We start from the raw sequence: 22,970 nt of genomic DNA on the forward strand, positions 1-22,970 counted from the left end.
AATTCCGAGTTCTTTTTCTTCTACTATACCATGTTTTTGGAACTTTGTAAGGATTTTGTCTATTTTTTGAGCAGTGAAATTGACCTGATAGGAGTCTGTCGTTGTTTTAGTCGTCAATCGAGTGCGAAATAGCCCATTTTATGCTATAATGGGGAGAATACGAATGTTTGGAGAAAAACGTGTCAATCGAAAATTACAAACCAGATTTTGCGGTGGAGGCAGCCTATGATCTCACCGTTGCAGACTTGAAAAAACAGGGAATTAAGGCGGTCCTTGTGGATTTGGATAATACCTTGATTGCTTGGAACAATCCGGACGGCACCCCAGAGATGCGCCAGTGGTTGCATGACCTTCGTGATGGCGGGATTCGGGTCATCGTGGTGTCCAATAATAGTCCTAAACGAGTCAAACGTGCGGTTGAGAAATTTGATATTGACTTTGAAGCTTGGTCACTCAAGCCCTTTACCTTTGGGATTGATCGGGCTCTCAAACGTTTCCACTATGAAAAAAATGAAGTGGTCATGGTAGGGGATCAATTGATGACCGACATTCGGGCAGCTCATCGGGCGGGTATTCGTTCGATTTTGGTCAAGCCTTTGGTCGAGCATGACTCCATCAAGACGCAGATTAACCGGGCGCGTGAACGCCGTGTGATGAAGCAAATGGCCGAAAAATATGGTCCGATTGTATATAAAAAAGGAATTTAAGAATGGAAGAATTATTCTGTATTGGCTGTGGAGCCCCCATTCAGACAGAAAACAAAGAGGGGCTAGGCTATACTCCCCAATCAGCTCTTGAAAAGGGATTGGAAACAGGCGAAGTCTATTGTCAACGCTGTTTTCGTCTCCGTCACTATAATGAAATCACAGATGTGCATCTGACGGATGATGATTTCCTGAAATTGCTACACGAGGTAGGAGATAGTGACGCTCTCGTGGTCAATGTAGTCGATATTTTTGACTTTAATGGATCCGTCATTCCTGGCTTGCCCCGTTTTGTAGCAGGAAATGATGTGCTTTTGGTCGGAAATAAAAAGGATATCTTGCCCAAGTCTGTCAAGGATAGCAAGGTGACCCATTGGTTGATGGAGCGAGCCCACGAAGAAGGCATGCGTCCTGTCGATGTGGTCCTCACCTCTGCCCAAAACAAGAGTGCTATCAAGGATTTGATGGAAAAAATTGAGCAGCACCGCAAAGGCCGTGATGTCTATGTGGTGGGTGTGACCAACGTAGGGAAATCGACCCTCATCAATGCGATTATCCAAGAAATCACTGGTGACAAGGATATTATTACGACTTCTCGCTTCCCAGGGACAACACTGGACAAGATTGAAATCCCACTGGACGATGGATCCTACATCTACGATACACCAGGGATTATCCATCGCCACCAGATGGCTCACTACTTGACGGCTAAAAACCTCAAGTATGTCAGCCCTAAAAAGGAAATCAAGCCCAAGACTTATCAGCTCAACCCAGAGCAAACCCTCTTCTTGGGTGGCTTGGGACGCTTTGACTTTATCAAGGGAGAAAAGCAAGGTTTCACCGCCTTCTTTGATAACGAACTCAAGCTTCATCGGACCAAACTTGAAGGAGCGACAGCCTTTTATGACAAGCATGTCGGTGGCTTACTAACACCCCCTAACAGCAAGGAAAAAGAAGAATTCCCACCCTTGGTTTCTCATGAGTTTACCATCAAGGACAAGACAGACCTCGTCATCTCTGGACTCGGCTGGATCCGTGTCAATGGGGAAGCAAAAGTAGCTGTGTGGGCACCAGAAGGCGTCGCCGTCGTCACTCGCAAAGCTATTATTTAAAAATATGAAATAGAATGAAATTGAAGAGCGAACGAAGTGAGCTCAAATAGGGATCGTTATTGCCGTGGTGTAGTTGCCAATCGATCGATTGGCAAGGGCAAAATGGAGACCAAGGCTCCATTTTGAGGTAAGGAAATCCATTTTTCAAAGATGAGATCTTTGAAAAATTAGTTCCGACCGTCCCCACCACTTAAAATAATGATCAAAAAATAAGGAAGTAAAAACATGACATTAACATCCAAACAACGGGCTTTCCTCAATAGCCAAGCCCACAGCCTCAAACCCATTATCCAAATCGGGAAAAACGGGCTCAATGACCAAATCAAAACCAGTGTTCGCCAAGCGTTAGATGCGCGCGAACTGATCAAGGTCACCCTCCTTCAAAATACGGACGAGAATATCCATGAAGTAGCGGAAATCTTGGAAGAAGAAATCGGTGTGGATACGGTTCAAAAAATTGGACGCATCCTCATCTTGTATAAACAATCAAGCAAAAAAGAAAACCGGAAGATTTCAGTCAAAGTAAAAGAAATCTAAGACATTGAGGAGAGCAAACCTATGGCAATTGAACTATTGACTCCCTTTACCAAGGTAGAGTTAGAGCCAGAGATCAAAAACAAGAAACGCAAACAAGTTGGTATTTTGGGTGGGAATTTCAATCCGGTCCACAATGCCCATTTGGTCGTTGCGGATCAAGTGCGCCAACAATTAGGGTTAGATAAGGTGCTCTTGATGCCTGAGTATTTACCACCGCATGTCGATGCCAAGGGGACGATTGCAGAGCACCATCGTCTCAAGATGCTGGAATTAGCCATTGAAGGCATTGAAGGTCTGGAAATCGAGACGATTGAGCTCGAGCGCAAAGGGATTTCCTATACCTACGATACCATGCTCTTGCTCAATGAACGAGATCCAGACACAGACTATTACTTCATTATTGGTGCAGATATGGTGGATTATTTACCCAAATGGCACCGCATCGATGAATTGGTGGAGATTGTGCAATTTGTCGGAGTACAGCGACCACGCTATAAGGCAGGGACTTCTTATCCGGTGATATGGGTGGATGTTCCCCTAATGGATATCTCCTCTAGTATGGTGCGCGATTTTCTTGCTAAAGGCCGGACGCCGAATTTTATGTTGCCAAAACCAGTCTTGGACTACATCAAGAAAGAAGGTTTGTATTAATGACCTATGAAAACTACCTTGGCTTTTCTCGTGATGTCTTGCTTGAAAAAATGCGTCAAATCCTGCCAGAAAAGCGGCTAACCCACTGTTTAGGGGTTGAGGAGGCTGCGCGTGACTTGGCCAAACGTTATGGGGCTGATGAAGAGCAGGCTGGTCTAGCAGGTTTGTTACATGACTATGCCAAGAAATTATCGGATCAGGAATTTTTGGACTTGATTGATCGCTATGAGCTAGATCCAGCATTAAAAAACTGGGGCAACAATGTCTGGCATGGGATGGTCGGGATTTACAAGATCCAAGAAGATCTCGGATTGACAGATCCAGCCATTCTTCGCAGTATTGAGATTCACACAGTGGGGAGTGGACAGATGTCAACCTTAGACAAGATTGTCTATGTGGCAGATTATATTGAACATAACCGGGCCTTTCCAGGGGTGGATCAAGCGCGGGAAATCGCTCAAGTCTCCTTGGATCGCGCCGTGGCCTATGAGACGGCTCGCACAGTCGAACATCTAGCCCACCAAGGATTGCCGATTTATCCCCAAACCCTTGAAACCTACAATGCCTTTGTGAAGTATTTGAAAGAGGAGCAGTGAGTGAAAACAGCTTTAATCATTATTGATGTACAAAATATCCTCGTGGAAACAGGTTTTGAGACAGAAAAACTCTTAGAGAAGATTGCTTATTTGCAAGATCGGGCTAGAAAACAGCAGATTGAAATCATCTACATGCAGCATATTGAAACGCCAGAGGCTTTAACTTCAGAAGATTGGCAGTTATCGCCCCTGTTGAAGAAACAGGAGAATGAAAAGGTATTTCAGAAGCGATACAATAGTATGTTTAAAGAGACAGGATTAAAAGAATACTTGAATCAACAAGGGATTGAACAACTGGTCCTGTGTGGCATGCAGACAGAATATTGTGTCGATACATCCATCAAAGTGGGATTTGAATACGGCTATAAGCTGGTCGTTCCAGAAGGAGCTGTCACAACCTTTGATGGAGAGGATATCCCAGCAGAAACGCTCAATGAATTTTATGAAAATATTTGGGCAGAACGTTTTGCGGATGTCTTAGACTATAAAACAATTTTTTAAAGAAAGAGGACTAAATGAAAGAAAAAGAATTACTTGAACTTGTTGTTAAAGCTGCCGATGAAAAACGTGCAGAAGATATTGTGGCTTTGGATGTTCAAAGCTTGACTAGTGTGACGGATTACTTTGTTATCGCAAGCTCTATGAACAGCCGTCAGTTGGAAGCGATCGCAGAAAATATTCGCGAGAAGGTCGTTGAAGCTGGTGGCAATGCCAGCCACGTCGAAGGTGACTCAGCAGGAGGTTGGGTCCTTCTTGACTTAGGTGGTGTGGTGGTCCATGTCTTCTCAGAAGAAATGCGTGCCCACTATAACCTAGAAAAACTATGGCACGAAGCAAATGCTGTCGATCTTTCAGCAACCCTAGCATAAGCAGCTAAACTCAGTTGGTAGCAACTGAGTTTTGTTGGTTAAATTGAAATTCTATGGAAAGAAAGGATAGGGCCTCGTGTTAAGTTAGTTTGGTAACGGAACACGAGCTAAAAACTATGGGCAAAGTTGTTATTTTCTCCATGTTTTTAATGCTCTTGGTATCTTAGAAAGGATTTGAACCCGTCCTGTAATCCTCGGAAAATAGATAGCTCTCCTTGGAGCTTAGCTCCATCGTCGTGCTCCTAATTTTCTATCGGATTACGGGCGGACTTGGTATCATGAATATGGCGACTTATGAAACCTTTGCGGCAGTCTATGATGCGGTCATGGATGACAGTCTGTATGATTTGTGGACGGATTTTTCCCTCCGCCATCTCCCAAAGACAAAAGATAAGAAAAAATTACTGGAATTGGCTTGTGGGACAGGGATTCAGTCTGTCCGCTTTTCCCAAGCTGGCTTTGACGTAACAGGATTAGACTTGAGTGCTGATATGCTGAAAATTGCTGAAAAAAGAGCGGCTTCAGCCAAGCAAAAGATTGATTTTATCGAGGGCAATATGCTGGACCTGTCGCAAGCAGGTACTTATGATTTCGTGACTTGCTATTCGGATTCTATCTGCTACATGCAGGACGAGGTGGAAGTGGGAGATGTCTTCAAAGAAGTTTACAATGCCCTAAACGAAGACGGGGTCTTTATTTTTGATGTCCATTCGACCTACCAGACGGATGAGGTTTTCCCGGGCTATTCTTACCACGAAAATGCAGAAGATTTTGCCATGCTCTGGGATACCTATGAGGATGCAGCCCCTCACTCGATCGTCCATGAGCTGACCTTCTTTGTCCAAGAAGAGGATGGCAGCTTTAGTCGGCACGATGAAGTCCATGAGGAGCGTACCTATGAGGTCTTAACCTATGACATTTTGCTGGAGCAGGCTGGCTTTAAATCTTTCAAATTGTACGCGGACTTTGAAGATAAAGAGCCAACAAAGACCAGCAAACGATGGTTTTTTGTAGCACAGAAGTAGGACAGCATGACAGTTACAGGTATTATTGCAGAATTTAATCCTTTTCACAATGGACACAAGTACCTGCTGGAACAGGCAGAGGGGCTGAAGATTGTGGCCATGTCTGGGAATTTTGTTCAACGTGGCGAACCTGCCATTGTAGACAAGTGGATTCGCGCACAGATGGCTTTGGAAAATGGAGCAGACCTGGTGGTCGAGCTCCCCTTTCTCGTAGCTGTTCAGTCGGCTGATCATTTTGCCAAGGGAGCGGTGGAGATCTTGTCCCGTCTGGGAATCGACCAATTGACCTTTGGGACAGAAGAAGTCTTAGATTACCAAGCGATTACAACTATTTACTCTGAGAAAGAAGTGGAAATGGAAGCTTTCTTGCGAAATCTTCCAGAAGACTTATCCTATCCACAAAAGACCCAAAAAATGTGGGAAACCTTTGCTGGAGTGGAGTTCACAGGGGGTACTCCCAACCATATCCTGGGCTTGGCTTATGCCAAGGCTTGTGCTGGGAAGGGGATTGCGCTCAAGCCTATCCAACGTCAAGGTGCGGGCTACCATTCAGAAGAAAAAGAGGTGGCCTATGCTTCTGCGACTAGTCTACGCCTACACAAGGATGATCAAGACTTTGTCGACAAATTTATGCCTAATAGCCAGCTCTTTCAGTCGGCTCCACAGGTGTCTTGGGAGGATTATGACCAACTGCTCAATTATCAAGTATTAACCCATCCGGATCTGACACAGATATTTCAGGTTAATGAAGAACTAGCCAATCGGATAAAGGATGCCATTCGAAGCGCGAGCTCTGTGGAAGACTTGGTGGAGAAAGTCGCAACCAAGCGCTATACCAAGGCGCGTGTCCGCCGCATTTTGACTTATATTTTAGTAGGTGCGAGAGAAGAAATCTTGCCGACCGCTCTCCATGTCTTGGGTTTCACTGAAAAAGGACAAGCTCACCTCAAATCACTAAAAGGTCAAGTGGACTTGGTGACGCGGATTGGTAAGGAACCTTGGGATGCCTTAACTCAGCAAGCAGATCAGGTGTATCAACTAGGCCATTCCCAGTTGCAAGAGCAGATCTGGGGTCGGGTGCCGGTGAGACTAAGAGATGAATAATGGATGGTTGGAGAGTAGTTCCATCCGGGATGATGCGCAAAAAACTCTTCCAAGTCTTATGATTTGTGATATAATATAAAAGATTGAAAATAATTTGAAAAAATTTAAGGAGAATCCTCATGGGACGTAAATGGGCCAATATTGTTGCCAAGAAAACTGCCAAAGATGGTGCTAACTCAAAAGTATATGCCAAATTTGGTGTTGAGATCTATGTAGCCGCTAAAAAGGGTGAACCAGATCCAGAATTGAATACTGCTTTGAAATTCGTTATCGACCGTGCTAAACAAGCGCAAGTGCCAAAACACGTGATTGATAAAGCGATCGACAAGGCAAAAGGAAACACTGACGAAACCTTTACAGAAGGGCGTTACGAAGGGTTCGGACCAAATGGTTCAATGTTGATCGTTGATACCTTGACGTCAAACGTTAACCGTACAGCTGCCAATGTCCGTGCGGCTTTTGGTAAAAACGGCGGTAACATGGGAGCTTCTGGTTCTGTATCTTACCTCTTTGACAACAAGGGTGTTATTGTCTTTGCAGGTGATGATGCGGATGCCATCTTTGAGCTTTTGCTTGAAGCAGATGTGGATGTAGATGATGTTGAAGCAGAAGAAGGAAGCATCACTGTTTACACTGCTCCAACTGATCTTCACAAAGCGATCGTTGCTTTACGTGAATCAGGTGTTGAAGAATTCCAAGTAACTGAATTGGAAATGATTCCTCAATCAGAAGTTGAGTTGTCAGGTGAAGATTTGGAAACATTTGAAAAACTTTATAGCGTTCTTGAAGACGATGAAGACGTACAAAAAATCTACACCAACGTAGATGGATTCTAATCACTCGTACGGACTGTAGTGAAATTAAAAATTAAATAAAAGGATAGCTTCTCAGATAAAGCTATCCTTTTTTTGTAAGAAATGTCCTGTATAAGCATAAATACGGGTCAGGGGTGATTGGGAGAGTGTGGAAACCTTAAAATAGAAATAATGATCTCGATGATCCCGACTTTTGGTGTGGTGAAGACGAAAGTAGTTTCGCTGGCCTGCTGCCATAGAGTGGAGAATATCGTCTTCTAAAAAGACGAGTGGCGTAGAAGTAGCCGCCCACTTGTAAAAGTCTGTCTCAAATTGGTGGTAATTCTCTGAAAAATAATCAAATTGTAATTCGTGTTTAGTCTGAATTGGTTTCATACGGTGTTTCCTCAGCTTCAATAAAAATGATAGAGGTCAGAAGTAGCCGGTGGTAGTGACCATTGCTTTTGAGAAGAAGCTCAGAAGCAGATAAGGTGTGAATCGAACCTGTGTAGGTTGCAAATTGATTCCCCTCTAGAGTCGTGATCGAGATCGTCGTTTGTTGTTGGAAGGCCTGCTCCAGGAGCTGGATCTGTTCAGCAAGTGGAAGAATCGTGAGCTGACTGCGGTCAATTTCTTTTGTGTGAAGGGCAGTTGTGTGCTCAGATAAAAAGAAGCCGGCCCATTTGGCCATGCCACGGTCTTGAAATTCGCGTGCGGATTGATAAGGGAGATAAGAACGGTCGATCATGTTAATCCATCTAAGCCTCCTGCGGAATGTCCGCCAGTTAGTTTACTGCGTGCAATGGCGCGTGAGTTTTCTAGTAGTGAGGAGCCTTTCTGAAGAGAGGTAAAGCCAAATTGGTCCCGAATGCGGTCAATGGTCTGCTGGAGATTTTCCTCTTTTTCTAGGGCTATTGGATCATCAAAGAGAGAAAAAAGTTGGAGAGATTCCTCGACAAGTTCGCCATAAAAAATACCAATCTGCCGAATGGCTCCGCCTTCGTACTTGGAGCGAAAGAGCCGCAGAACAGTATCGGATAAAACCTTGGTGGATTGCGTGGGTTCAATCTTTTGCTGACAATGAATGGACGGAAGCCCCTCAATTTTGGAGTAGGAGGCATGAATGGAGACTAGCTGAGTCTTCTTTTTTTTCCGTCGCAAGCGGATAGCCACCTGTTCAGCCATCTCCCGAAATACCAGTTCAATGTCTGTTTGTAGGTGGTAGTCATAGGGCAAGATTTGAGAATTGCCAATGCCTCGTGACTTCGGACGATAAGGTTTGTGGACATTGCTTTCATCAATGCCATGAGCATGGAACCAAAGTTGAAGCCCCATGACTCCGAATTCTTTCTTTAAGAGATCGGGATGAGCCTGAGCCAGTTCTTTAATCGACGTGATCCCGATCCCTTGCAATCGTTTTTCAGTGCGACGTCCAATGCCCCAAAAATCAGTGAGCTGGGGCAGTTTCCAGACCTTGCTTTCTACGTCTTCGTAAGACCAGTTGGAGCGCATATTTCGGCAATGCTTGGCTTCGTTGTCCAAGGCTAGCTTGGCAAGAAGGGGATTGGCGTTGCTGAGGCCAATGGTAGAATAGATTCCAGTTTCCTGCCAGATTCTTTTTTGGATCCTGGCAGAAAGAAGGTCCAGTTTTTCCTTTCGCGAGAGGGAGGAATCTGGAATAAAATAATTTAAGGAAGAAGTCAGATCGATAAAGCCTTCGTCGATCGAGTAAGGAAATATATCATCGGGTGCCGCAAATTCCTGAAAGACCTTCTGAATCTCCATATTGACCTGAATGTAGGCATTCATGCGTGGTGGCACAATCAGGGTCCTCTTGGCCCAGGATTCAATGGATGCAATAAAGGCTGGATCCGTTGGCAATCCTTGTTTTTTTGCGACGTAGCTATTGAATTTTCTGGTCTTGAGATCAAAAGGCAGGTCGTAGCTCCGGCTCACATTTTTCTTGCCAAAGACTTGTTTGAAAACGGGGGAGCTGGCCAAAATTAGACCAGCAGAATTGTCGCTCCGGCTCATGACGCAAAGAGAAGTGGTCAGGGGATTTAGGCCCAGACGGACACACTCACAGCTGGCATAAAAACTTTTCATATCCACAAAAGCAATATCAGAATGAGGCTCACGTGAATAATCAAATAGCATATTTACACCTCAAGCGGAAGAAAATGCCCGACCACAATGCCGACGATTTTTGGCTCGTCTTCGTAAGGAGCAAATAAATCATCGTAGTCAGGGTTGATGGATTCTAAGCGCAAGCCTTCAGCCTCCCGATAGACTTTCTTGATGTAAGTTTTTCCATTCCAGATGAGGGCGTAGACAGCCCCATCGTAGTCAAAACCGGTCTGTTTCATGAGAGCAACAGAGCCATTGGGGTAGAGAGGTTCCATCGAGTTTCCAGATACCCAAGAGGCGAAGTCATGCTGAATCTCTTTGTCAAAATAGACGGTTTCATAGTCCGTTTCGTTATCATAAAAGGTATGTCCTAAACCAGCTGCTAGCTCAATCGAAAGAACCTTATAAGCCGTCAAGGAAACAACTTTTTGCTGCTGTTCTAATAACTGGCTGGCCAATTGGTCAACTTTTTTTTGATGAGGTGGGGTTAATAAAGGGTAGGTATAGAGTGCGGAGTCTTTGTTAACAAAGTAGTCCTCTTTAACGGAGAGGCGCTTGGCCAACCTCCTGAGATTTTTTTCGTGTGGCTCTGCTAAGCCATTCTCCCAACTGGAGTAAGTCTTGCGAGAAATTTTGAGATCCTCGTAGACATCTGCTTGGGTCAAGCCTTTTTCCAGGCGTCTTTCTTTTAGTTTTTTTGCATCAAACATGTCATCTCTCCTATGTAACGTTTTAAAAGTTACATATAGTTTATCAAAAATAAAATCCTTTTGCAAGAGAAAAATTCCGTTATAAGGTGACGGAAAGGCTTGGAATTTGAATGAAAAAAGAGTATAATCAGTTTTACAACTTCTAACAACGAGGAATTATATGAAAAAAAGTTTTATACACCAACAAAAAGAAATTTCGTTTGTAAAAACGACGTTTACACAATATTTAAAAGATAAATTGGACATCATTGAAGTCCAAGGGCCAATTTTGAGCAAGGTCGGAGATGGGATGCAGGATAACCTTTCTGGGATTGAACACCCAGTATCTGTAAAGGTCCTTCAAATTCCTGATGAGACTTATGAAGTCGTGCATTCACTCGCAAAATGGAAACGCCATACCTTGGCGCGTTTTGGTTTTGGCGAAGGCGAAGGCCTCTTTGTCCACATGAAGGCCCTTCGTCCAGATGAAGATTCACTAGACGCCATTCACTCCGTTTATGTGGATCAATGGGACTGGGAAAAAGTCATTCCAAATGGTCAACGCAATATCGCCTACCTCAAAGAAACGGTTGAAAAGATCTACAAGGCAATTCGCTTAACAGAACTAGCAGTAGAAGCGCGTTATGATATTGAATCAGTTCTTCCAAAACAAATTACCTTCGTTCACACGGAAGAGTTGGTGGAACGCTATCCTGACTTAACACCAAAAGAACGTGAAAATGCCATTGCCAAAGAGTTTGGAGCTGTCTTTTTGATTGGGATTGGTGGAGAGCTTGCAGATGGCAAGCCACACGATGGACGTGCACCTGACTACGATGACTGGACAACCGAATCTGAAAATGGCTACAAGGGCTTGAATGGCGATATCCTTGTATGGAATGATGTCCTAGGTTCAGCCTTTGAGTTGTCTTCAATGGGAATCCGTGTCGATGAGGAAACGCTTCGCCGTCAAATTGCGATTACAGGAGATCAAGATCGTCTCCAATTAGAGTGGCACAAGGCCTTGTTAAATGGTCTCTTCCCACTCACAATTGGTGGAGGGATCGGGCAATCTCGTTTGGCTATGTTCTTACTTCGTAAGAAACATATCGGTGAAGTCCAAACCAGTGTCTGGCCTCAATCTGTCCGCGATGAATATGAAAATATCCTATAATGGATGAAAGAGTCGAGCAGAGAGCTCGGCTCTTTTAATTGTCGTTTGACCATATCAAATCGCAATTTTCTGATTTTTTTTGGTATAATGGACCCTATGAAAATAGTATCTGGAACCTATGGGGGACGTTCCCTCAAAACACTTGAAGGAAAAACAACCAGGCCGACTTCTGATAAGGTCAGAGGGGCTATGTTCAATATGATTGGTCCTTACTTTGATGGCGGAAGAGTGCTGGATCTCTATGCAGGAAGCGGTGGTCTCTCTATTGAGGCAGTCTCTCGAGGCATGTCAGAGGCGGTTCTAGTGGAAAGAGATCGTCGAGCGCAGGAGATTGTGGCAGCTAATATTGCCATGACCAAGGAAAAGGAACGGTTTCAACTACTAAAAATGGAGGCCAAGCAAGCCTTGGGGCTTCTAACGGGCACCTTTGATCTGGTTTTCTTAGACCCGCCTTATGCCAAGGAAGAGATTGTCCGCGATATCGAAACCTTGTGCGAGCGCCATCTCTTATCAGAAAACATCATGATTGTGTGCGAAACAGATAAACATGTAGAACTTCCTGAGGAAATCGGACAGGTGGGAATTTGGAAAGAAAAAATCTATGGAATTAGTAAGGTAACAGTATATGTCAGATAGAACTGGATTGTTTACAGGATCGTTTGATCCGATTACCATTGGGCATGTGCAATTGATCGAGCGGGCGAGCCGCTTGTTTGACCGTGTCTATGTCGGAATTTTTTATAATCCGGAAAAAGTCGGACTCTTTTCCATTGAGCAGCGCGTGCGCATGGTGGAAGGGGCCTTGGCTCATTTGGAAAATATTGAAATTGTGACGTCGACCCAAGAGTTGGCTGTGACAGTGGCACGTAATCTTGGTGTCATCACCTTGATCCGGGGATTGCGCAATGCACAGGATCTGGTTTACGAAGCCAATATGGATTATTTTAATCACCAGTTGGCACCTGAATTGGAGACTATTTATCTCTATGCCCAGCCTCCTTACCAGGCCATTAGTTCCACCCGTATTCGAGAGTTGCTGGCTTTTCAGCAGGATATCTCACCGTATGTCCCAGAGAGTGTAATGGAGGAAATTAACGATGACCCAAGCGAATAAACCAAGCTTGACCCCTAAAAAGAAAAAAGGACGGTTGAAAGAATACCGATGGCCGATTGCAGGAGTTCTTTTCTTGCTTCTCTTGCTAGCTGCTTTTGTGATTCGCCTTCCTTATTATATTGAAATGCCAGGAACGGCAGAAGATATTCGATCCGTCATGACAGTGGATGGAAAAATAGATACCAAGTCAGGATCTTATGATTTTGTGACCGTAGCAGTGAAAGAAGCGACTCCGGCTGATTTGATCTATGCGTGGGCAACGCCTTTTACAGACATCTATTCTGCCAAGGATATGACCGGTGGTAGTTCGAGCCAAGAATTCACGCGGATTAACCAATTCTATATGGAAACCTCGCAAAATATGGCCATCTACCAAGGATTGAAGACAGCTGGCAAAGAAACCCAGATGGACTTTCTAGGAGTCTATGTCATGCAGGTAGCAGATGACTCGACCTTTAAAGGAGTCTTGAACATTGCGGATACCGTCACCGGTGTGAATGGTAAGACCTTTAAGAGTTCCAAAGAATTGATTGACTATGTTGGTTCTCAAAAAATTGGCGACCCCGTTTCGGTGACCTACATTGAAGATGGACAAACCAAGACCGCAGATGGGAAGATCATCAAATTGACCAATGGGAAAAACGGAATTGGGATTAGCCTGATCGACCGGACGGAAGCTAAAGGCGATGTTCCTGTCCAGTTTGCGACAGCTGGGATTGGTGGACCAAGTGCCGGTATGATGTTTAGCCTAGCCATCTACACTCAAGTGGCTGATCCAGATCTTCGTCAGGGACGCCATATTGCAGGGACAGGAACCATTAACCAAGATGGAACGGTTGGCGATATCGGTGGGATTGACAAGAAAGTCGTTGCAGCAGATAAAGAAGGAGCAGAAATCTTCTTTGCTCCTAATAACCCTGTTTCCAAAGAAGAAAAGAAAGCCAATCCCAAAGCCAAATCAAACTATGAAACCGCTAAAGAAGCCGCGAAACAAATTCATTCGAAGATGAAAATTGTGCCCGTCAAAACCCTTCAAGACGCTATTGATTATTTGAAGAAGAATTAGAAGTATCTTGCTAGATCAGTCTCATACTTGAAAGTACGAGGTAGAGTTGGTAGATAGGAAGATTCACCTTCTAATCAAATTCAAGTTTTTGCTTATCAATCTCTCTATTTTTAGAGGGATTTTTTCTTTATACTGGTATCAGAAAGAAAGGGAGGTAGTGAAATGATTCAAACCAGTTTGTTTTCCATTTCAGTATTCTTAGCGGGAGTTCTATCCTTTTTCTCCCCGTGTATTTTGCCACTGATGCCAGTCTATGTAGGGATCTTATTAGATTCTGAGCATGAAAAAACGGTGCGTATTTTTGGAAGAGATATTTCTTGGTACGGCTTGGTGAAGACGCTCTGTTTTATTGCTGGTCTATCAACCGTATTTCTCATCCTAGGTTATGGTGCAGGTGCCCTTGGTCAGGTACTCTATGCTCCCTGGTTCCGTTACCTACTAGGAGGGATTGTCATCTTATTGGGAATCCATCAGATGAGCCTCATCAATCTTCAGCAACTCCAAAAGCAAAAGACCATCCAACTCAAAAAGAATCGGGAGCGCAATGAATTCTTCAATGCTTTTCTGATAGGGGTCACCTTCAGTTTTGGTTGGACCCCTTGTGTCGGACCAGTTTTGAGTTCTGTTCTAGCCATTGCAGCTTCTGGAGGAGATGGGGCTTTGCAAGGCGCTTTCCTGATGCTGGTCTATACATTGGGCTTGGCGCTACCCTTCTTAGTCTTGGCTCTAGCTTCTAGCTGGGTTCTACAACATTTTGCTAAACTCAAGCCCCATATGGGAACCTTGAAAAAAATTGGTGGTGCCCTCATCATCTTGATGGGCATCTTGCTGATGCTAGGAAATCTTAATAGCCTCGCATCCCTGTTTCACTAATCTTGAATGATTAAAGGAGAAAAATCATGAAAAAAATTCTTACACTTACCATTGCTACGCTTAGCCTTGTCACTTTAGCAGCTTGTTCTGGACAAAAATCGGATTCAGATATGAAAAAAACGGACGATAGTAGTATGATGAAGAAGGACGATATGAAGAAGGATGACATGAAGGATTCGTCCATGTCCGATGATAAAATGAAAAAAGAAGACATGAAAGATTCATCTATGATGTCTGACAGCAGTTCTGAAATGAAGGATGATATGAAAAAAGATGAGATGAAATCCAGCGATTCAGAAATGAAAGATGAAAAGAGTGGATCATCTGATATGAAATCAGACAACTAATGAAAGAAGGGAGAGGTCATCTGAGGATGACTTTCCCTTTGTCTAAAGAGGTGATAATGATGAAAAAATTAGCTTTAGTAGCTACTGGGTTCGTATGCGCTGGACTTCTGGGCGCTTGTTCAAGCCAAGGAATGGCCACTTCCACCAAAGACATGAGCCAACAAACAGCCAAGGCTGAGGATAGGCAACCATCTGGCAAGAAAGTGAAGGATGTTAGCCTGCAAGGAGTGGATGGCAAGACCTACCGCTTATCCGATTACAAAGGGAAGAAAGTTTACCTCAAATTTTGGGCTTCCTGGTGCTCTATTTGCCTGTCGACATTAGAGGATACCAATGAGTTGGCAAAAGAAGAGGCAGGTAAGGATTATGTGGTTTTATCCGTTGTAGCTCCAACCTTTAATGGCGAAAAATCAGCAGCAGATTTCAAAAATTGGTATCAGTCTTTGGATTACAAGGATTTCCCGGTCTTGCTGGATAATAAAGGAGATTTGCTCAAAGAATATGGGATTCGGTCTTATCCATCGGCACTCTTTATTGCGAGCGATGGAACTCTCGCTAAGACCCATATCGGTTATATGAGCAAGGAAGACATCGTCCAGACTCTAAAAGAAATGAAGTAAGGAGGACATAAAATGGAAACAAAATGGAAACTCATTTCCATTCTTTTAGTGGGGCTATTTTGTTTTGGAATCTTTTTCCTTATCAAAGGATCCATGGCCTTTGATTCGTCAGATGCGACGACTGAGCAGATCAAAAAAGCGTCCATGAGTCAGACACCAGTAGCAAACAAAAAGAAGGAAGAAAAAGTCAACCCAGAAGACCAACGAGAAATCTATCTAGCTGGTGGTTGCTTCTGGGGCGTAGAGGAATATTTCTCCCGTGTTCCAGGTGTGATTGATGCTGTATCAGGCTACGCCAATGGGAAGGGAGATACAACCAAGTATGAATTGGTCCCTCAAACAGGCCATGCTGAAACAGTTCACATCACTTACAATGTCAAGCAGGTATCTCTGAAAGAATTGCTCCTGCACTATTTCCGGATTATCGACCCAACGTCGAAGAATCGTCAAGGAAACGATCAAGGTACTCAATACCGAACAGGTGTCTATTATGTCTCTCAAGAAGACCTTCCAACCATTAACCAAGTCTTTGATGAAGTAGCAAAGAAATACGACAAACCGTTAGCAGTAGAAAAAGAGCCACTGATCAATTTCATCCAGGCGGAAGATTACCACCAGGATTATCTAAAGAAACATCCGAATGGGTACTGCCATATTGATGTCAATCAAGCTTCTTATCCGGTGATTGATGCTAGTCGCTACTCTAAACCGAGTGATGAGGAGATCAAAAAGAAATTGAGCCCAGAAGAATATGCGGTAACACAAAAAAATGATACCGAACGGGCCTTCTCCAATCGTTACTGGGATCAGTTTGATGCCGGTATTTATGTAGATGTCGTGACCGGTGAGCCGCTCTTTTCCTCTAAGGATAAATTTGATTCTGGATGTGGTTGGCCAAGTTTTAGCCGTCCCATTAGTCCTGATGTGGCGATTTATAAGGAGGATAAGAGTTTCAATATGACTCGGACAGAAGTTCGGAGCCGTGTGGGAAATTCCCATCTGGGTCATGTTTTTACCGATGGACCCAAGGAAAAAGGAGGCCTTCGCTATTGCATCAATAGTTTGTCTATTACCTTCATACCTAAAGCAGAAATGAAAGAAAAGGGCTACGGTTATTTATTAGACTATGTCTGAGACAATTCAGTCTATAATTTGCTATAATAAGTATAGCAAAAACAAGTAGGTGAAAGACATGTACGCGATTATGATTGTGGAAGATGAAGAGTTGATTCGGCAGGGTCTGACTTCCTTAGTCAACTATGAACAGTTTGGAATGACTGTCATCAATCAGGCAGAAAATGGGCGTGAGGCTTGGGAGAAGTTTCAAGAGCAACCAGCCGATCTCCTTCTAACCGATATCAATATGCCACAAATGAATGGCTTGGATCTGGCCCATCTCGTTAAAGAGCAATCTCCGTCTTGTCATATCATTTTTTTGACAGGTTATGATGACTTTGAGTTTGCGAGAAAAGCCATCAAGTTAGGTGCAGATGATTATTTGCTGAAGCCTTTTTCAAAAGATGATATTGAAGAGATGTTAGCCAAGGTGAAAGGAAAGCTAGACAAAGAGCGAAAGAAGGCGCAAGTCGAAGATTTGGTCAGCCATGGTTATTCGACAGAGTTGGAAGAGGCCATTCATGCTCGTTTAGCAGATTCGCAGTTAACCCTGAAGGATTTGGCCTATCAACTTGGTTTCAGTTCCTCTTATCTAAGTGTATTGATCAAGAAAAAATTGGGACTTCCTTTCCAAGAATACCTCATCCAAGAGCGAATGAAGAAGGCTCAACTCTTGCTTCTCACGACAGATTTAAAGATTTATGAGATCGCCGATCAGGTTGGTTTTGAAGATATGAACTATTTTTCTCAACGCTTTAAGCAGGTTGTTGGGGTGACGCCAAGGCAGTACAAAAAAGGAGAGCATGAATGAAACGATATCCCTTGCTGATTCAGCTGGTCCTCTACTTTTTTCTCTTCATTCTCTTACTTTTTGGTCTCATCGGTAGCCTTTACTATCAAACGAGTTCAGGGACGATCCGCCAGCTAACGGAGCGGACGACAAGAAATAGTATCGACCAAAGTAGTCAGTTTATTACGTCTTATCTAAAAAAATTAAAGCAGACCACAACGGTGCTTAGCAAGGAACAGGCTGTTCGCCAATTTGCTCAAGATAGGAGTGCGGATCAAGAAACGGTTCAACACCTGATGCGAACGATGATTGAAACGGATCCGGACTTGGTCTCTGCGGTCTTGGTGACCAAGGATGGACGTCTGGTAGCGACAGATTCCAAAATCAGCATGCAGACTTCCTCAGACATGATGAATGAAAGCTGGTATCAAGAGGCGATTAAGGAAAGAGCCATGCCAGTTTTGACGCCAGCTCGAAAGGAATCCTTGACCTCGGAAAAAGAAAAATGGGTGGTTTCTATTACCCAAGAAGTAGTCGATCAGACTGGTCAAAATCTCGGAGTCGTACGTTTGGATATTGGCTACGATAGCTTACAGGCTTATTTGGATCACCTTCAGCTAGGGAAACAAGGCTTTAGTTTTATCATTAATCAAAAGCATGAGTTTGTCTACCATCCTAAAAAAGCGGTCTATTCCTCCAGCCAAGAGATGCAGGCCATGCAGCCCTATATTGCTGTGACAGATGGCTATGCTAAAGGAGGACAGAATTTTATCTATCAGGTTCCGATTCCAGATAGTGATTGGACCTTGATTGGAGTAGCTTCACTTGAAGGACTTCAGATGCTTCAGTCGCAACTCCTATACTCTTTCATTGGTCTAGGATTACTGGCCTTGATCATGTGTTTAATAGGGCTTGGCTTTGTTCTGCGTTTGTGGATCAAACCCTTACGAGACCTTCAGACCATCATTTTGAGGATTGGATCAGGAGATGCTCACGTGAGGGCTGCAGCCAAAGGATCTCCAGAATTGGTCGACCTCGCTCAAGCTTTTAATGCCATGTTGGATCAAATCGATCATCTCATGCAACAGGTAAAGGAGGAGGAGCAGAACGCACGGTGTTACGAGCTGCGGGCACTTTCGGCTCAGATTAATCCGCATTTTCTCTACAATACCTTGGATACGATTGTCTGGATGGCGGAGTTTAATGATAGTCGGCGCGTGGTTGACATCACCAAATCTTTGGCTCAATATTTTCGACTGGCTCTCAACCAAGGCCAGGAACAAATCCTACTGAGAGATGAAATTGACCATGTCCGCCAGTATCTTTTCATTCAAAAACAACGTTATGGTGAAAAGCTCAATTATGAAATTCTAGAAGATGAACGGTTGGGCGATTATCAGCTCCCCAAATTAGTGCTTCAACCCTTAGTGGAAAATGCGATTTACCATGGCATTAAAGAGATCGATCGGCCAGGTCTCATTCGAGTGACAACTGAAGTCAGTGGAGACTCCGCCTGCGTATCGATTTTTGACAATGGACAAGGGTTTGATTTATCCGGATCAACAGACCAAACCCTTCTTCGTTTAGGAGGTGTTGGCTTGAAAAATGTGGACCAACGATTGCATCTTCAATTTGGCGAAGCCTATCATATGGAGATTGATTCTAAGGCCAATAGCTATACGAAAATCACACTTTATTTGCCCCTTTCATCATCTGATGAACATGTATAGAGACAAAGATTACCTTCTTTGTCTCTTTTTGCTGTCAAAGGAATTTCAACTCTTTTCTAGCCAAATCTGACGCAAGTCATCAAATTTATGATAAAATAAAGTGTTACAGTAAATAGATTTTGATGAAGGAACACTATGCGAAAAGAGATTGACCCTGAATTATATAATTACAATAAATTTCCTGGACCTGTGTTTCGTCAGGTAGGAGACCAGATCCTTTCAGAAAACCTCTCCTTTGAGTTGTTAAAAAATGAGAAGGAAGCATTTGATGCGACCGTTTTTGGTCAACGATTTTCTGAGATTTTAACCAAATTTGATTACATTGTTGGTGATTGGAGCAATGAGCAGTTGCGCTTGCGTGGCTTCTATAAGGAAGAACGCGATGTTGCAACGATGGATAAACTAAGTCGCTTAGACGATTATTTGTTAGAATATTGTAGCTATGGTTGTGCTTATTTTGTCCTTGAAAATAAGGAGCCTCATCGTGCTTCCTTTGATAAGAAATCACCGGTTAAAAAAGCTCAATCAGAAGAAAGAGAGCTTAAGAAGCGTTCGCGCAATCGCAAACAAAAAGATCGTTTCCAAAAACGAGAACGCGACAAGGGACAGTCAACGAATAACTCGAAAAAAACAAGACCGTCTGCTGAAACTAAAAAAACAACGAAGACGAACAACAAACGTCATTTTGTGATTCGTCAAAAAGAGGAGTAAGAAAGAATGAAACCATCCATTTATAGTTTAACACGCCAAGAGATGATTGATTGGGCGGAAGAAAACGGCGAAAAGAAATTCCGTGCAGCACAAATCTGGGAATGGCTCTATCGTAAACGTGTCCAGTCTTTCGAAGAAATGACCAACCTTTCTAAGGACTTAATTGCGAAGTTAAATGATCAATTCGTTGTCAACCCACTCAAGCAACGGATCGTGCAAGAGTCAGCAGATGGAACGGTCAAGTATCTTTTTGAATTGCCAGATGGCATGTTGATTGAAACCGTCTTGATGCGTCAGCACTATGGTTTATCTGTTTGTGTAACGACTCAGGTAGGATGCAATATCGGTTGTACCTTCTGTGCTTCAGGTTTGATCAAAAAACAACGCGATTTGAACAATGGGGAAATCGTGTCTCAAATCATGTTGGTCCAAAAATACTTTGACGAACGGGGTCAAGATGAACGGGTCAGCCATATCGTTGTCATGGGGATCGGAGAACCATTTGACAACTATAACAACGTCTTGAAATTTATCCGGACCGTCAACGATGATAAAGGTCTAGCGATTGGGGCTCGTCATATTACCGTATCAACTTCTGGTTTGGCCCATAAAATTCGCGACTTTGCAAATGAAGGTGTGCAGGTCAATTTGGCGGTGTCTCTACATGCTCCAAACAACGACTTGCGCTCTAGCATCATGAAGATCAACCGGGCTTTCCCAATTGAAAAATTGTTTGCAGCGATTGAATACTATATCGAAACCACGAACCGTCGGGTGACCTTTGAGTACATCATGTTGAATGAAGTCAATGATGGGGTTGAGCAAGCCTTAGAGTTGGCAGAATTGCTCAAGAATATTAAGAAATTGTCTTATGTTAACTTGATTCCTTATAATCCTGTCAGTGAGCATGACCAATATAGCCGGAGTCCAAAAGAACGGGTTATGGCCTTCTATGATACCTTGAAAAAACAAGGTGTCAACTGTGTGGTGCGTCAAGAGCACGGTACAGATATTGATGCTGCCTGTGGCCAATTGCGTTCCAATACGATGAAACGGGATCGGGAGAAAGCGATTGTTGAACATGCGCAACCTTAAACAAGGGCTGATGGATCAAACAGAACTAACAAAGAGAGGAAGAAGGCTGTTACAGAGTGGCAGCTTCTTCTATTTTATCCTCTTGTGCCTGATGTGCTTTTTGCCTCAACAGCCAGAGCCAGGTATGGAAACACCGGGAATTCAACATTTTGGTCGCATCGTCGTCCTACTGGTTCCACTTAATTCGTTGATGAATTTTGGCCAGATCACCAGTGTCATCCAACTCATCAAGGTGATTCTCCAAAACGTAGCCAATGTCTTTTTGTTAAGCCCGCTGGTCTTTCAACTTCTCTGGCTATGGCCCTGGTTGCGGAGTCGCAAACGGGTCTTACTCTTTGGCTTTGGTCTAAGTCTATGGATTGAATCTAGCCAAGTGCTCTTAGATCTTTTGTTTGATGCCAATCGTGTCTTTGAGCTAGATGATTTGTGGACCAATACCTTAGGGGCTTACCTGGCCTATCTAGGCTTTCAGTATCTCCAAGCGCGATTGCTAGCAGAAGATGGAAAAATATAAAATCCGAACATTTTAGCGCCTTTTTAAAATTTTTGTTGACAAAATCAGAAGCGGAAGCTATAATAGCTTCAAGACATCAGAAAAGTAGGGATTTTTCTCACTTCCAGGGAGCTTGTGGTGATTGTGAACAAGCAGTGGTGAATCTTGAAATGGGCTGATGCGTTTATGATGATGAATTTGAAACAATAAAAATTCGGTGAGCACACCTTATCGTGCACCCTGTTGTTAGACAGGTCAGAGATGTAGGAGAAAAATAGCTTCCTACAATGGAGGTGGCACCGCGGTATCGAATCGTCCTCACACAGATTTTTCTGTGTGAGGTTTTTTTATCTCAAAGGAACCCAGTGAGACTGCAGCTCAAAGGGCCAGCGAGAGAAAAAGATCATAAACAGGATTGAAGATATAGAAAAGAGGACACAATCATGACAGAAAAAAAAGGCTATTTCGGACAATTTGGTGGATCTTTCGTACCAGAACCCATTCAAAACTTGCTCAATCAATTAGAGGAAACCTTTGAACAGTATAAAAATGACCCAGAATTTATCGCAGAATACAAACATTATCTGAAAGATTATTCTGGACGGGAAACACCGCTCTACTTTGCGGAAAGTTTGACAGATCATTTAGGTGGGGCGAAAATTTATTTGAAGCGCGAAGACTTGAACCACCTAGGTTCGCATAAATTGAATAATGTTTTGGGGCAAATCCTCTTGGCTAAGCGCATGGGCAAAACGCGCGTGATTGCTGAAACAGGAGCAGGTCAACACGGTGTCGCTACAGCAGCTGCGGCAGCTAAATTTGGTATGGCCTGTGATGTCTACATGGGGGCAGAAGACGTGGAGCGTCAACGTCTCAATGTCTTCCGCATGGAAATGATGGGGGCAACCGTTCATGCGGTTGAAACAGGAACCAAGACCTTGAAAGACGCCGTTGATGCTGCTTTTGGAGCATGGATGGCAGACCTCGATGCTTTTTATGTTTTGGGTTCTGCTGTTGGACCTCACCCTTACCCAACCATTGTGCATGAATTCCAAAAAGTGATCAGCAAAGAGTCTAAACGTCAAATCTTAGAGAAAGAAGGTCGTTTGCCAGACTATGTGATTGCCTGTGTCGGTGGTGGCTCCAATGCCATCGGTGCCTTTTCTGAATATGTTGCAGAAGAGGAAGTCGGTTTGATTGGGGTAGAAGCTGCTGGTCATGGCTTGGATACCGATCAGCACGCCGCTACCATGACCAAAGGGACTGTAGGAGTTGTCGATGGCATGAAGACTTATGCTGTCTTTGGCGAAGATGGAAAAGTAGCGCCAGTTTACTCGATTTCTGCTGGTTTGGATTACCCAGGGGTTGGTCCAGAGCATGCTTTCTTTAAAGATTCTGGTCGTGTAGAATATGTAGCAGCGACAGATGATGAAGCGGTTCAAGCTCTTCTTCTTCTCAGTAAGACAGAAGGGATCCTTCCAGCCATTGAAAGCTCACACGCGATTGCAGAAGCGGTCAAACGTGCTCCACAATTGGATAAAGACAAGATCATCATCATCAACGTTTCTGGACGTGGGGATAAGGACGTGGCTGCTATTGCCGACTACTTAGAAGCGAAAGCTGTAAAATAAGA

At 43.7% G+C, this 22,970-nt stretch carries 28 protein-coding genes and 1 other annotated feature; of the genes, 24 read left to right on the forward strand and 4 right to left on the reverse strand.

Going from position 1 to position 22,970, the window contains the following annotated elements:
* Nucleotides 1–179 precede the first annotated feature (179 nt).
* The 10 genes from ADI76_RS01200 to ADI76_RS01245 all read left to right on the forward strand — a co-directional run bounded on the left by ADI76_RS01200 (nucleotide 180) and on the right by ADI76_RS01245 (nucleotide 7,434).
* Nucleotides 180–707, forward strand: a complete 528-nt coding sequence (locus ADI76_RS01200; protein WP_049514161.1) for a YqeG family HAD IIIA-type phosphatase — start codon at nucleotides 180–182, stop codon at nucleotides 705–707.
* A 2-nt stretch (nucleotides 708–709) separates the two neighbouring features.
* Complete coding sequence (yqeH, locus tag ADI76_RS01205; RefSeq protein ID WP_049514162.1) at nucleotides 710–1,816, forward strand: ribosome biogenesis GTPase YqeH; 1,107 nt, start codon at nucleotides 710–712, stop codon at nucleotides 1,814–1,816.
* 225 nt (nucleotides 1,817–2,041) lie between these two features.
* Nucleotides 2,042–2,353 (forward strand): ribosome assembly RNA-binding protein YhbY, encoded by a 312-nt coding sequence (gene yhbY, locus ADI76_RS01210; RefSeq protein ID WP_006595720.1) that lies wholly within the window; start codon nucleotides 2,042–2,044, stop codon nucleotides 2,351–2,353.
* A 21-nt stretch (nucleotides 2,354–2,374) separates the two neighbouring features.
* Nucleotides 2,375–3,004, forward strand: a complete 630-nt coding sequence (locus ADI76_RS01215) for a nicotinate-nucleotide adenylyltransferase (protein WP_049514164.1) — start codon at nucleotides 2,375–2,377, stop codon at nucleotides 3,002–3,004.
* On the forward strand, nucleotides 3,004–3,600 hold the full coding sequence (gene yqeK, locus ADI76_RS01220) for a bis(5'-nucleosyl)-tetraphosphatase (symmetrical) YqeK (RefSeq protein ID WP_049514166.1): 597 nt from the start codon (nucleotides 3,004–3,006) through the stop codon (nucleotides 3,598–3,600). Before ADI76_RS01215 ends, yqeK begins: the two co-directional genes overlap by 1 nt.
* Nucleotides 3,601–4,101: a cysteine hydrolase family protein gene (locus tag ADI76_RS01225; protein WP_049514168.1), complete on the forward strand. Its 501-nt coding sequence runs from the start codon at nucleotides 3,601–3,603 to the stop codon at nucleotides 4,099–4,101.
* A gap of 14 nt (nucleotides 4,102–4,115) precedes the next feature.
* Nucleotides 4,116–4,469, forward strand: a complete 354-nt coding sequence (gene rsfS, locus ADI76_RS01230) for a ribosome silencing factor (protein ID WP_049514170.1) — start codon at nucleotides 4,116–4,118, stop codon at nucleotides 4,467–4,469.
* 284 nt (nucleotides 4,470–4,753) lie between these two features.
* On the forward strand, nucleotides 4,754–5,494 hold the full coding sequence (locus ADI76_RS01235; protein WP_277754530.1) for a class I SAM-dependent DNA methyltransferase: 741 nt from the start codon (nucleotides 4,754–4,756) through the stop codon (nucleotides 5,492–5,494).
* A gap of 6 nt (nucleotides 5,495–5,500) precedes the next feature.
* Nucleotides 5,501–6,598: a nucleotidyltransferase gene (locus ADI76_RS01240; RefSeq protein WP_049514175.1), complete on the forward strand. Its 1,098-nt coding sequence runs from the start codon at nucleotides 5,501–5,503 to the stop codon at nucleotides 6,596–6,598.
* Nucleotides 6,599–6,717: 119 nt separating this feature from the next.
* Nucleotides 6,718–7,434, forward strand: coding sequence for a YebC/PmpR family DNA-binding transcriptional regulator (locus ADI76_RS01245; protein WP_049514178.1), 717 nt, complete (start codon nucleotides 6,718–6,720; stop codon nucleotides 7,432–7,434).
* A gap of 51 nt (nucleotides 7,435–7,485) precedes the next feature.
* Here the strand turns inward: ADI76_RS01245 and ADI76_RS01250 are convergent, their stop codons facing one another.
* The 4 genes from ADI76_RS01250 to ADI76_RS01265 are packed head-to-tail and all read right to left on the reverse strand — an operon-like array spanning nucleotide 7,486 to nucleotide 10,229.
* Entirely contained in the window at nucleotides 7,486–7,788 is a 303-nt protein-coding gene (locus tag ADI76_RS01250) for a DUF5960 family protein (protein ID WP_049514180.1), read from the reverse strand.
* Nucleotides 7,769–8,140, reverse strand: a complete 372-nt coding sequence (locus ADI76_RS01255; protein WP_049514182.1) for a hypothetical protein — start codon at nucleotides 8,138–8,140, stop codon at nucleotides 7,769–7,771. Before ADI76_RS01255 ends, ADI76_RS01250 begins: the two co-directional genes overlap by 20 nt.
* Nucleotides 8,137–9,549 (reverse strand): Y-family DNA polymerase, encoded by a 1,413-nt coding sequence (locus ADI76_RS01260; protein WP_049514185.1) that lies wholly within the window; start codon nucleotides 9,547–9,549, stop codon nucleotides 8,137–8,139. Before ADI76_RS01260 ends, ADI76_RS01255 begins: the two co-directional genes overlap by 4 nt.
* A 2-nt stretch (nucleotides 9,550–9,551) precedes the next feature.
* On the reverse strand, nucleotides 9,552–10,229 hold the full coding sequence (locus ADI76_RS01265) for a helix-turn-helix domain-containing protein (RefSeq protein WP_049514187.1): 678 nt from the start codon (nucleotides 10,227–10,229) through the stop codon (nucleotides 9,552–9,554).
* Nucleotides 10,230–10,389: 160 nt separating this feature from the next.
* On the opposite strand from ADI76_RS01265, the gene asnA reads away from it, so the two are divergent.
* From asnA to trpB, 14 genes are all read left to right on the forward strand, one after another.
* A complete protein-coding gene (asnA, locus tag ADI76_RS01270; protein ID WP_049514189.1) occupies nucleotides 10,390–11,382 on the forward strand; it encodes an aspartate--ammonia ligase in 993 nt (330 codons plus the stop codon).
* A gap of 96 nt (nucleotides 11,383–11,478) precedes the next feature.
* Complete coding sequence (gene rsmD / locus ADI76_RS01275) at nucleotides 11,479–12,018, forward strand: 16S rRNA (guanine(966)-N(2))-methyltransferase RsmD (protein WP_049514191.1); 540 nt, start codon at nucleotides 11,479–11,481, stop codon at nucleotides 12,016–12,018.
* Nucleotides 12,008–12,496: a pantetheine-phosphate adenylyltransferase gene (coaD, locus tag ADI76_RS01280; protein WP_049514193.1), complete on the forward strand. Its 489-nt coding sequence runs from the start codon at nucleotides 12,008–12,010 to the stop codon at nucleotides 12,494–12,496. Before rsmD ends, coaD begins: the two co-directional genes overlap by 11 nt.
* On the forward strand, nucleotides 12,480–13,562 hold the full coding sequence (locus tag ADI76_RS01285) for a SepM family pheromone-processing serine protease (protein ID WP_049514195.1): 1,083 nt from the start codon (nucleotides 12,480–12,482) through the stop codon (nucleotides 13,560–13,562). Before coaD ends, ADI76_RS01285 begins: the two co-directional genes overlap by 17 nt.
* Before the next feature lie 162 nt (nucleotides 13,563–13,724).
* Nucleotides 13,725–14,435 carry a thiol-disulfide oxidoreductase-associated membrane protein CcdA2 gene (ccdA2, locus tag ADI76_RS01290; RefSeq protein WP_049514197.1) on the forward strand — a complete coding sequence of 237 codons (711 nt, stop codon included), beginning with the start codon at nucleotides 13,725–13,727 and terminating at the stop codon, nucleotides 14,433–14,435.
* 26 nt (nucleotides 14,436–14,461) lie between these two features.
* On the forward strand, nucleotides 14,462–14,782 hold the full coding sequence (locus ADI76_RS01295) for a hypothetical protein (RefSeq protein WP_049507021.1): 321 nt from the start codon (nucleotides 14,462–14,464) through the stop codon (nucleotides 14,780–14,782).
* A 59-nt stretch (nucleotides 14,783–14,841) separates the two neighbouring features.
* Nucleotides 14,842–15,402 (forward strand): redoxin family protein, encoded by a 561-nt coding sequence (locus tag ADI76_RS01300; protein WP_049514258.1) that lies wholly within the window; start codon nucleotides 14,842–14,844, stop codon nucleotides 15,400–15,402.
* Nucleotides 15,403–15,414: 12 nt separating this feature from the next.
* Complete coding sequence (gene msrB, locus ADI76_RS01305; RefSeq protein ID WP_049514199.1) at nucleotides 15,415–16,536, forward strand: peptide-methionine (R)-S-oxide reductase MsrB; 1,122 nt, start codon at nucleotides 15,415–15,417, stop codon at nucleotides 16,534–16,536.
* A 58-nt stretch (nucleotides 16,537–16,594) separates the two neighbouring features.
* Nucleotides 16,595–17,329: a response regulator transcription factor gene (locus ADI76_RS01310; protein WP_049514201.1), complete on the forward strand. Its 735-nt coding sequence runs from the start codon at nucleotides 16,595–16,597 to the stop codon at nucleotides 17,327–17,329.
* On the forward strand, nucleotides 17,326–19,038 hold the full coding sequence (locus ADI76_RS01315) for a cache domain-containing sensor histidine kinase (RefSeq protein ID WP_049514202.1): 1,713 nt from the start codon (nucleotides 17,326–17,328) through the stop codon (nucleotides 19,036–19,038). Before ADI76_RS01310 ends, ADI76_RS01315 begins: the two co-directional genes overlap by 4 nt.
* 135 nt (nucleotides 19,039–19,173) lie before the next feature.
* Nucleotides 19,174–19,749, forward strand: coding sequence for a YutD family protein (locus ADI76_RS01320; protein ID WP_049514204.1), 576 nt, complete (start codon nucleotides 19,174–19,176; stop codon nucleotides 19,747–19,749).
* Nucleotides 19,750–19,755: 6 nt separating this feature from the next.
* Nucleotides 19,756–20,844, forward strand: coding sequence for a 23S rRNA (adenine(2503)-C(2))-methyltransferase RlmN (rlmN, locus tag ADI76_RS01325; RefSeq protein WP_049514207.1), 1,089 nt, complete (start codon nucleotides 19,756–19,758; stop codon nucleotides 20,842–20,844).
* Nucleotides 20,831–21,358 (forward strand): VanZ family protein, encoded by a 528-nt coding sequence (locus ADI76_RS01330; RefSeq protein ID WP_049514208.1) that lies wholly within the window; start codon nucleotides 20,831–20,833, stop codon nucleotides 21,356–21,358. Before rlmN ends, ADI76_RS01330 begins: the two co-directional genes overlap by 14 nt.
* 67 nt (nucleotides 21,359–21,425) lie before the next feature.
* Nucleotides 21,426–21,660, forward strand: a binding site (T-box leader).
* Nucleotides 21,661–21,780: 120 nt separating this feature from the next.
* Entirely contained in the window at nucleotides 21,781–22,968 is a 1,188-nt protein-coding gene (trpB, locus tag ADI76_RS01335; RefSeq protein ID WP_049514210.1) for a tryptophan synthase subunit beta, read from the forward strand.
* Nucleotides 22,969–22,970: the final 2 nt, after the last annotated feature.

Origin of the sequence: Streptococcus parasanguinis (assembly GCF_001074805.1) — a bacterium.
GTDB classification, from domain to species: domain Bacteria; phylum Bacillota; class Bacilli; order Lactobacillales; family Streptococcaceae; genus Streptococcus; species Streptococcus parasanguinis_A.

Coding starts and splice junctions, on each gene's coding strand:
- yqeH (WP_049514162.1), top strand. CDS start 710: ATGGAAGAATTATTCTGTATTGGCTGTGGAGCCCCCATTCAGACAGAA.
- yhbY (WP_006595720.1), top strand. CDS start 2,042: ATGACATTAACATCCAAACAACGGGCTTTCCTCAATAGCCAAGCCCAC.
- ADI76_RS01215 (WP_049514164.1), top strand. CDS start 2,375: ATGGCAATTGAACTATTGACTCCCTTTACCAAGGTAGAGTTAGAGCCA.
- yqeK (WP_049514166.1), top strand. CDS start 3,004: ATGACCTATGAAAACTACCTTGGCTTTTCTCGTGATGTCTTGCTTGAA.
- rsfS (WP_049514170.1), top strand. CDS start 4,116: ATGAAAGAAAAAGAATTACTTGAACTTGTTGTTAAAGCTGCCGATGAA.
- ADI76_RS01235 (WP_277754530.1), top strand. CDS start 4,754: ATGGCGACTTATGAAACCTTTGCGGCAGTCTATGATGCGGTCATGGAT.
- ADI76_RS01240 (WP_049514175.1), top strand. CDS start 5,501: ATGACAGTTACAGGTATTATTGCAGAATTTAATCCTTTTCACAATGGA.
- ADI76_RS01245 (WP_049514178.1), top strand. CDS start 6,718: ATGGGACGTAAATGGGCCAATATTGTTGCCAAGAAAACTGCCAAAGAT.
- ADI76_RS01250 (WP_049514180.1), bottom strand. CDS start 7,788: ATGAAACCAATTCAGACTAAACACGAATTACAATTTGATTATTTTTCA.
- ADI76_RS01255 (WP_049514182.1), bottom strand. CDS start 8,140: ATGATCGACCGTTCTTATCTCCCTTATCAATCCGCACGCGAATTTCAA.
- ADI76_RS01260 (WP_049514185.1), bottom strand. CDS start 9,549: ATGCTATTTGATTATTCACGTGAGCCTCATTCTGATATTGCTTTTGTG.
- ADI76_RS01265 (WP_049514187.1), bottom strand. CDS start 10,229: ATGTTTGATGCAAAAAAACTAAAAGAAAGACGCCTGGAAAAAGGCTTG.
- asnA (WP_049514189.1), top strand. CDS start 10,390: ATGAAAAAAAGTTTTATACACCAACAAAAAGAAATTTCGTTTGTAAAA.
- rsmD (WP_049514191.1), top strand. CDS start 11,479: ATGAAAATAGTATCTGGAACCTATGGGGGACGTTCCCTCAAAACACTT.
- coaD (WP_049514193.1), top strand. CDS start 12,008: ATGTCAGATAGAACTGGATTGTTTACAGGATCGTTTGATCCGATTACC.
- ADI76_RS01285 (WP_049514195.1), top strand. CDS start 12,480: ATGACCCAAGCGAATAAACCAAGCTTGACCCCTAAAAAGAAAAAAGGA.
- ccdA2 (WP_049514197.1), top strand. CDS start 13,725: ATGATTCAAACCAGTTTGTTTTCCATTTCAGTATTCTTAGCGGGAGTT.
- ADI76_RS01295 (WP_049507021.1), top strand. CDS start 14,462: ATGAAAAAAATTCTTACACTTACCATTGCTACGCTTAGCCTTGTCACT.
- ADI76_RS01300 (WP_049514258.1), top strand. CDS start 14,842: ATGAAAAAATTAGCTTTAGTAGCTACTGGGTTCGTATGCGCTGGACTT.
- msrB (WP_049514199.1), top strand. CDS start 15,415: ATGGAAACAAAATGGAAACTCATTTCCATTCTTTTAGTGGGGCTATTT.
- ADI76_RS01310 (WP_049514201.1), top strand. CDS start 16,595: ATGTACGCGATTATGATTGTGGAAGATGAAGAGTTGATTCGGCAGGGT.
- ADI76_RS01315 (WP_049514202.1), top strand. CDS start 17,326: ATGAAACGATATCCCTTGCTGATTCAGCTGGTCCTCTACTTTTTTCTC.
- ADI76_RS01320 (WP_049514204.1), top strand. CDS start 19,174: ATGCGAAAAGAGATTGACCCTGAATTATATAATTACAATAAATTTCCT.
- rlmN (WP_049514207.1), top strand. CDS start 19,756: ATGAAACCATCCATTTATAGTTTAACACGCCAAGAGATGATTGATTGG.
- ADI76_RS01330 (WP_049514208.1), top strand. CDS start 20,831: ATGCGCAACCTTAAACAAGGGCTGATGGATCAAACAGAACTAACAAAG.
- trpB (WP_049514210.1), top strand. CDS start 21,781: ATGACAGAAAAAAAAGGCTATTTCGGACAATTTGGTGGATCTTTCGTA.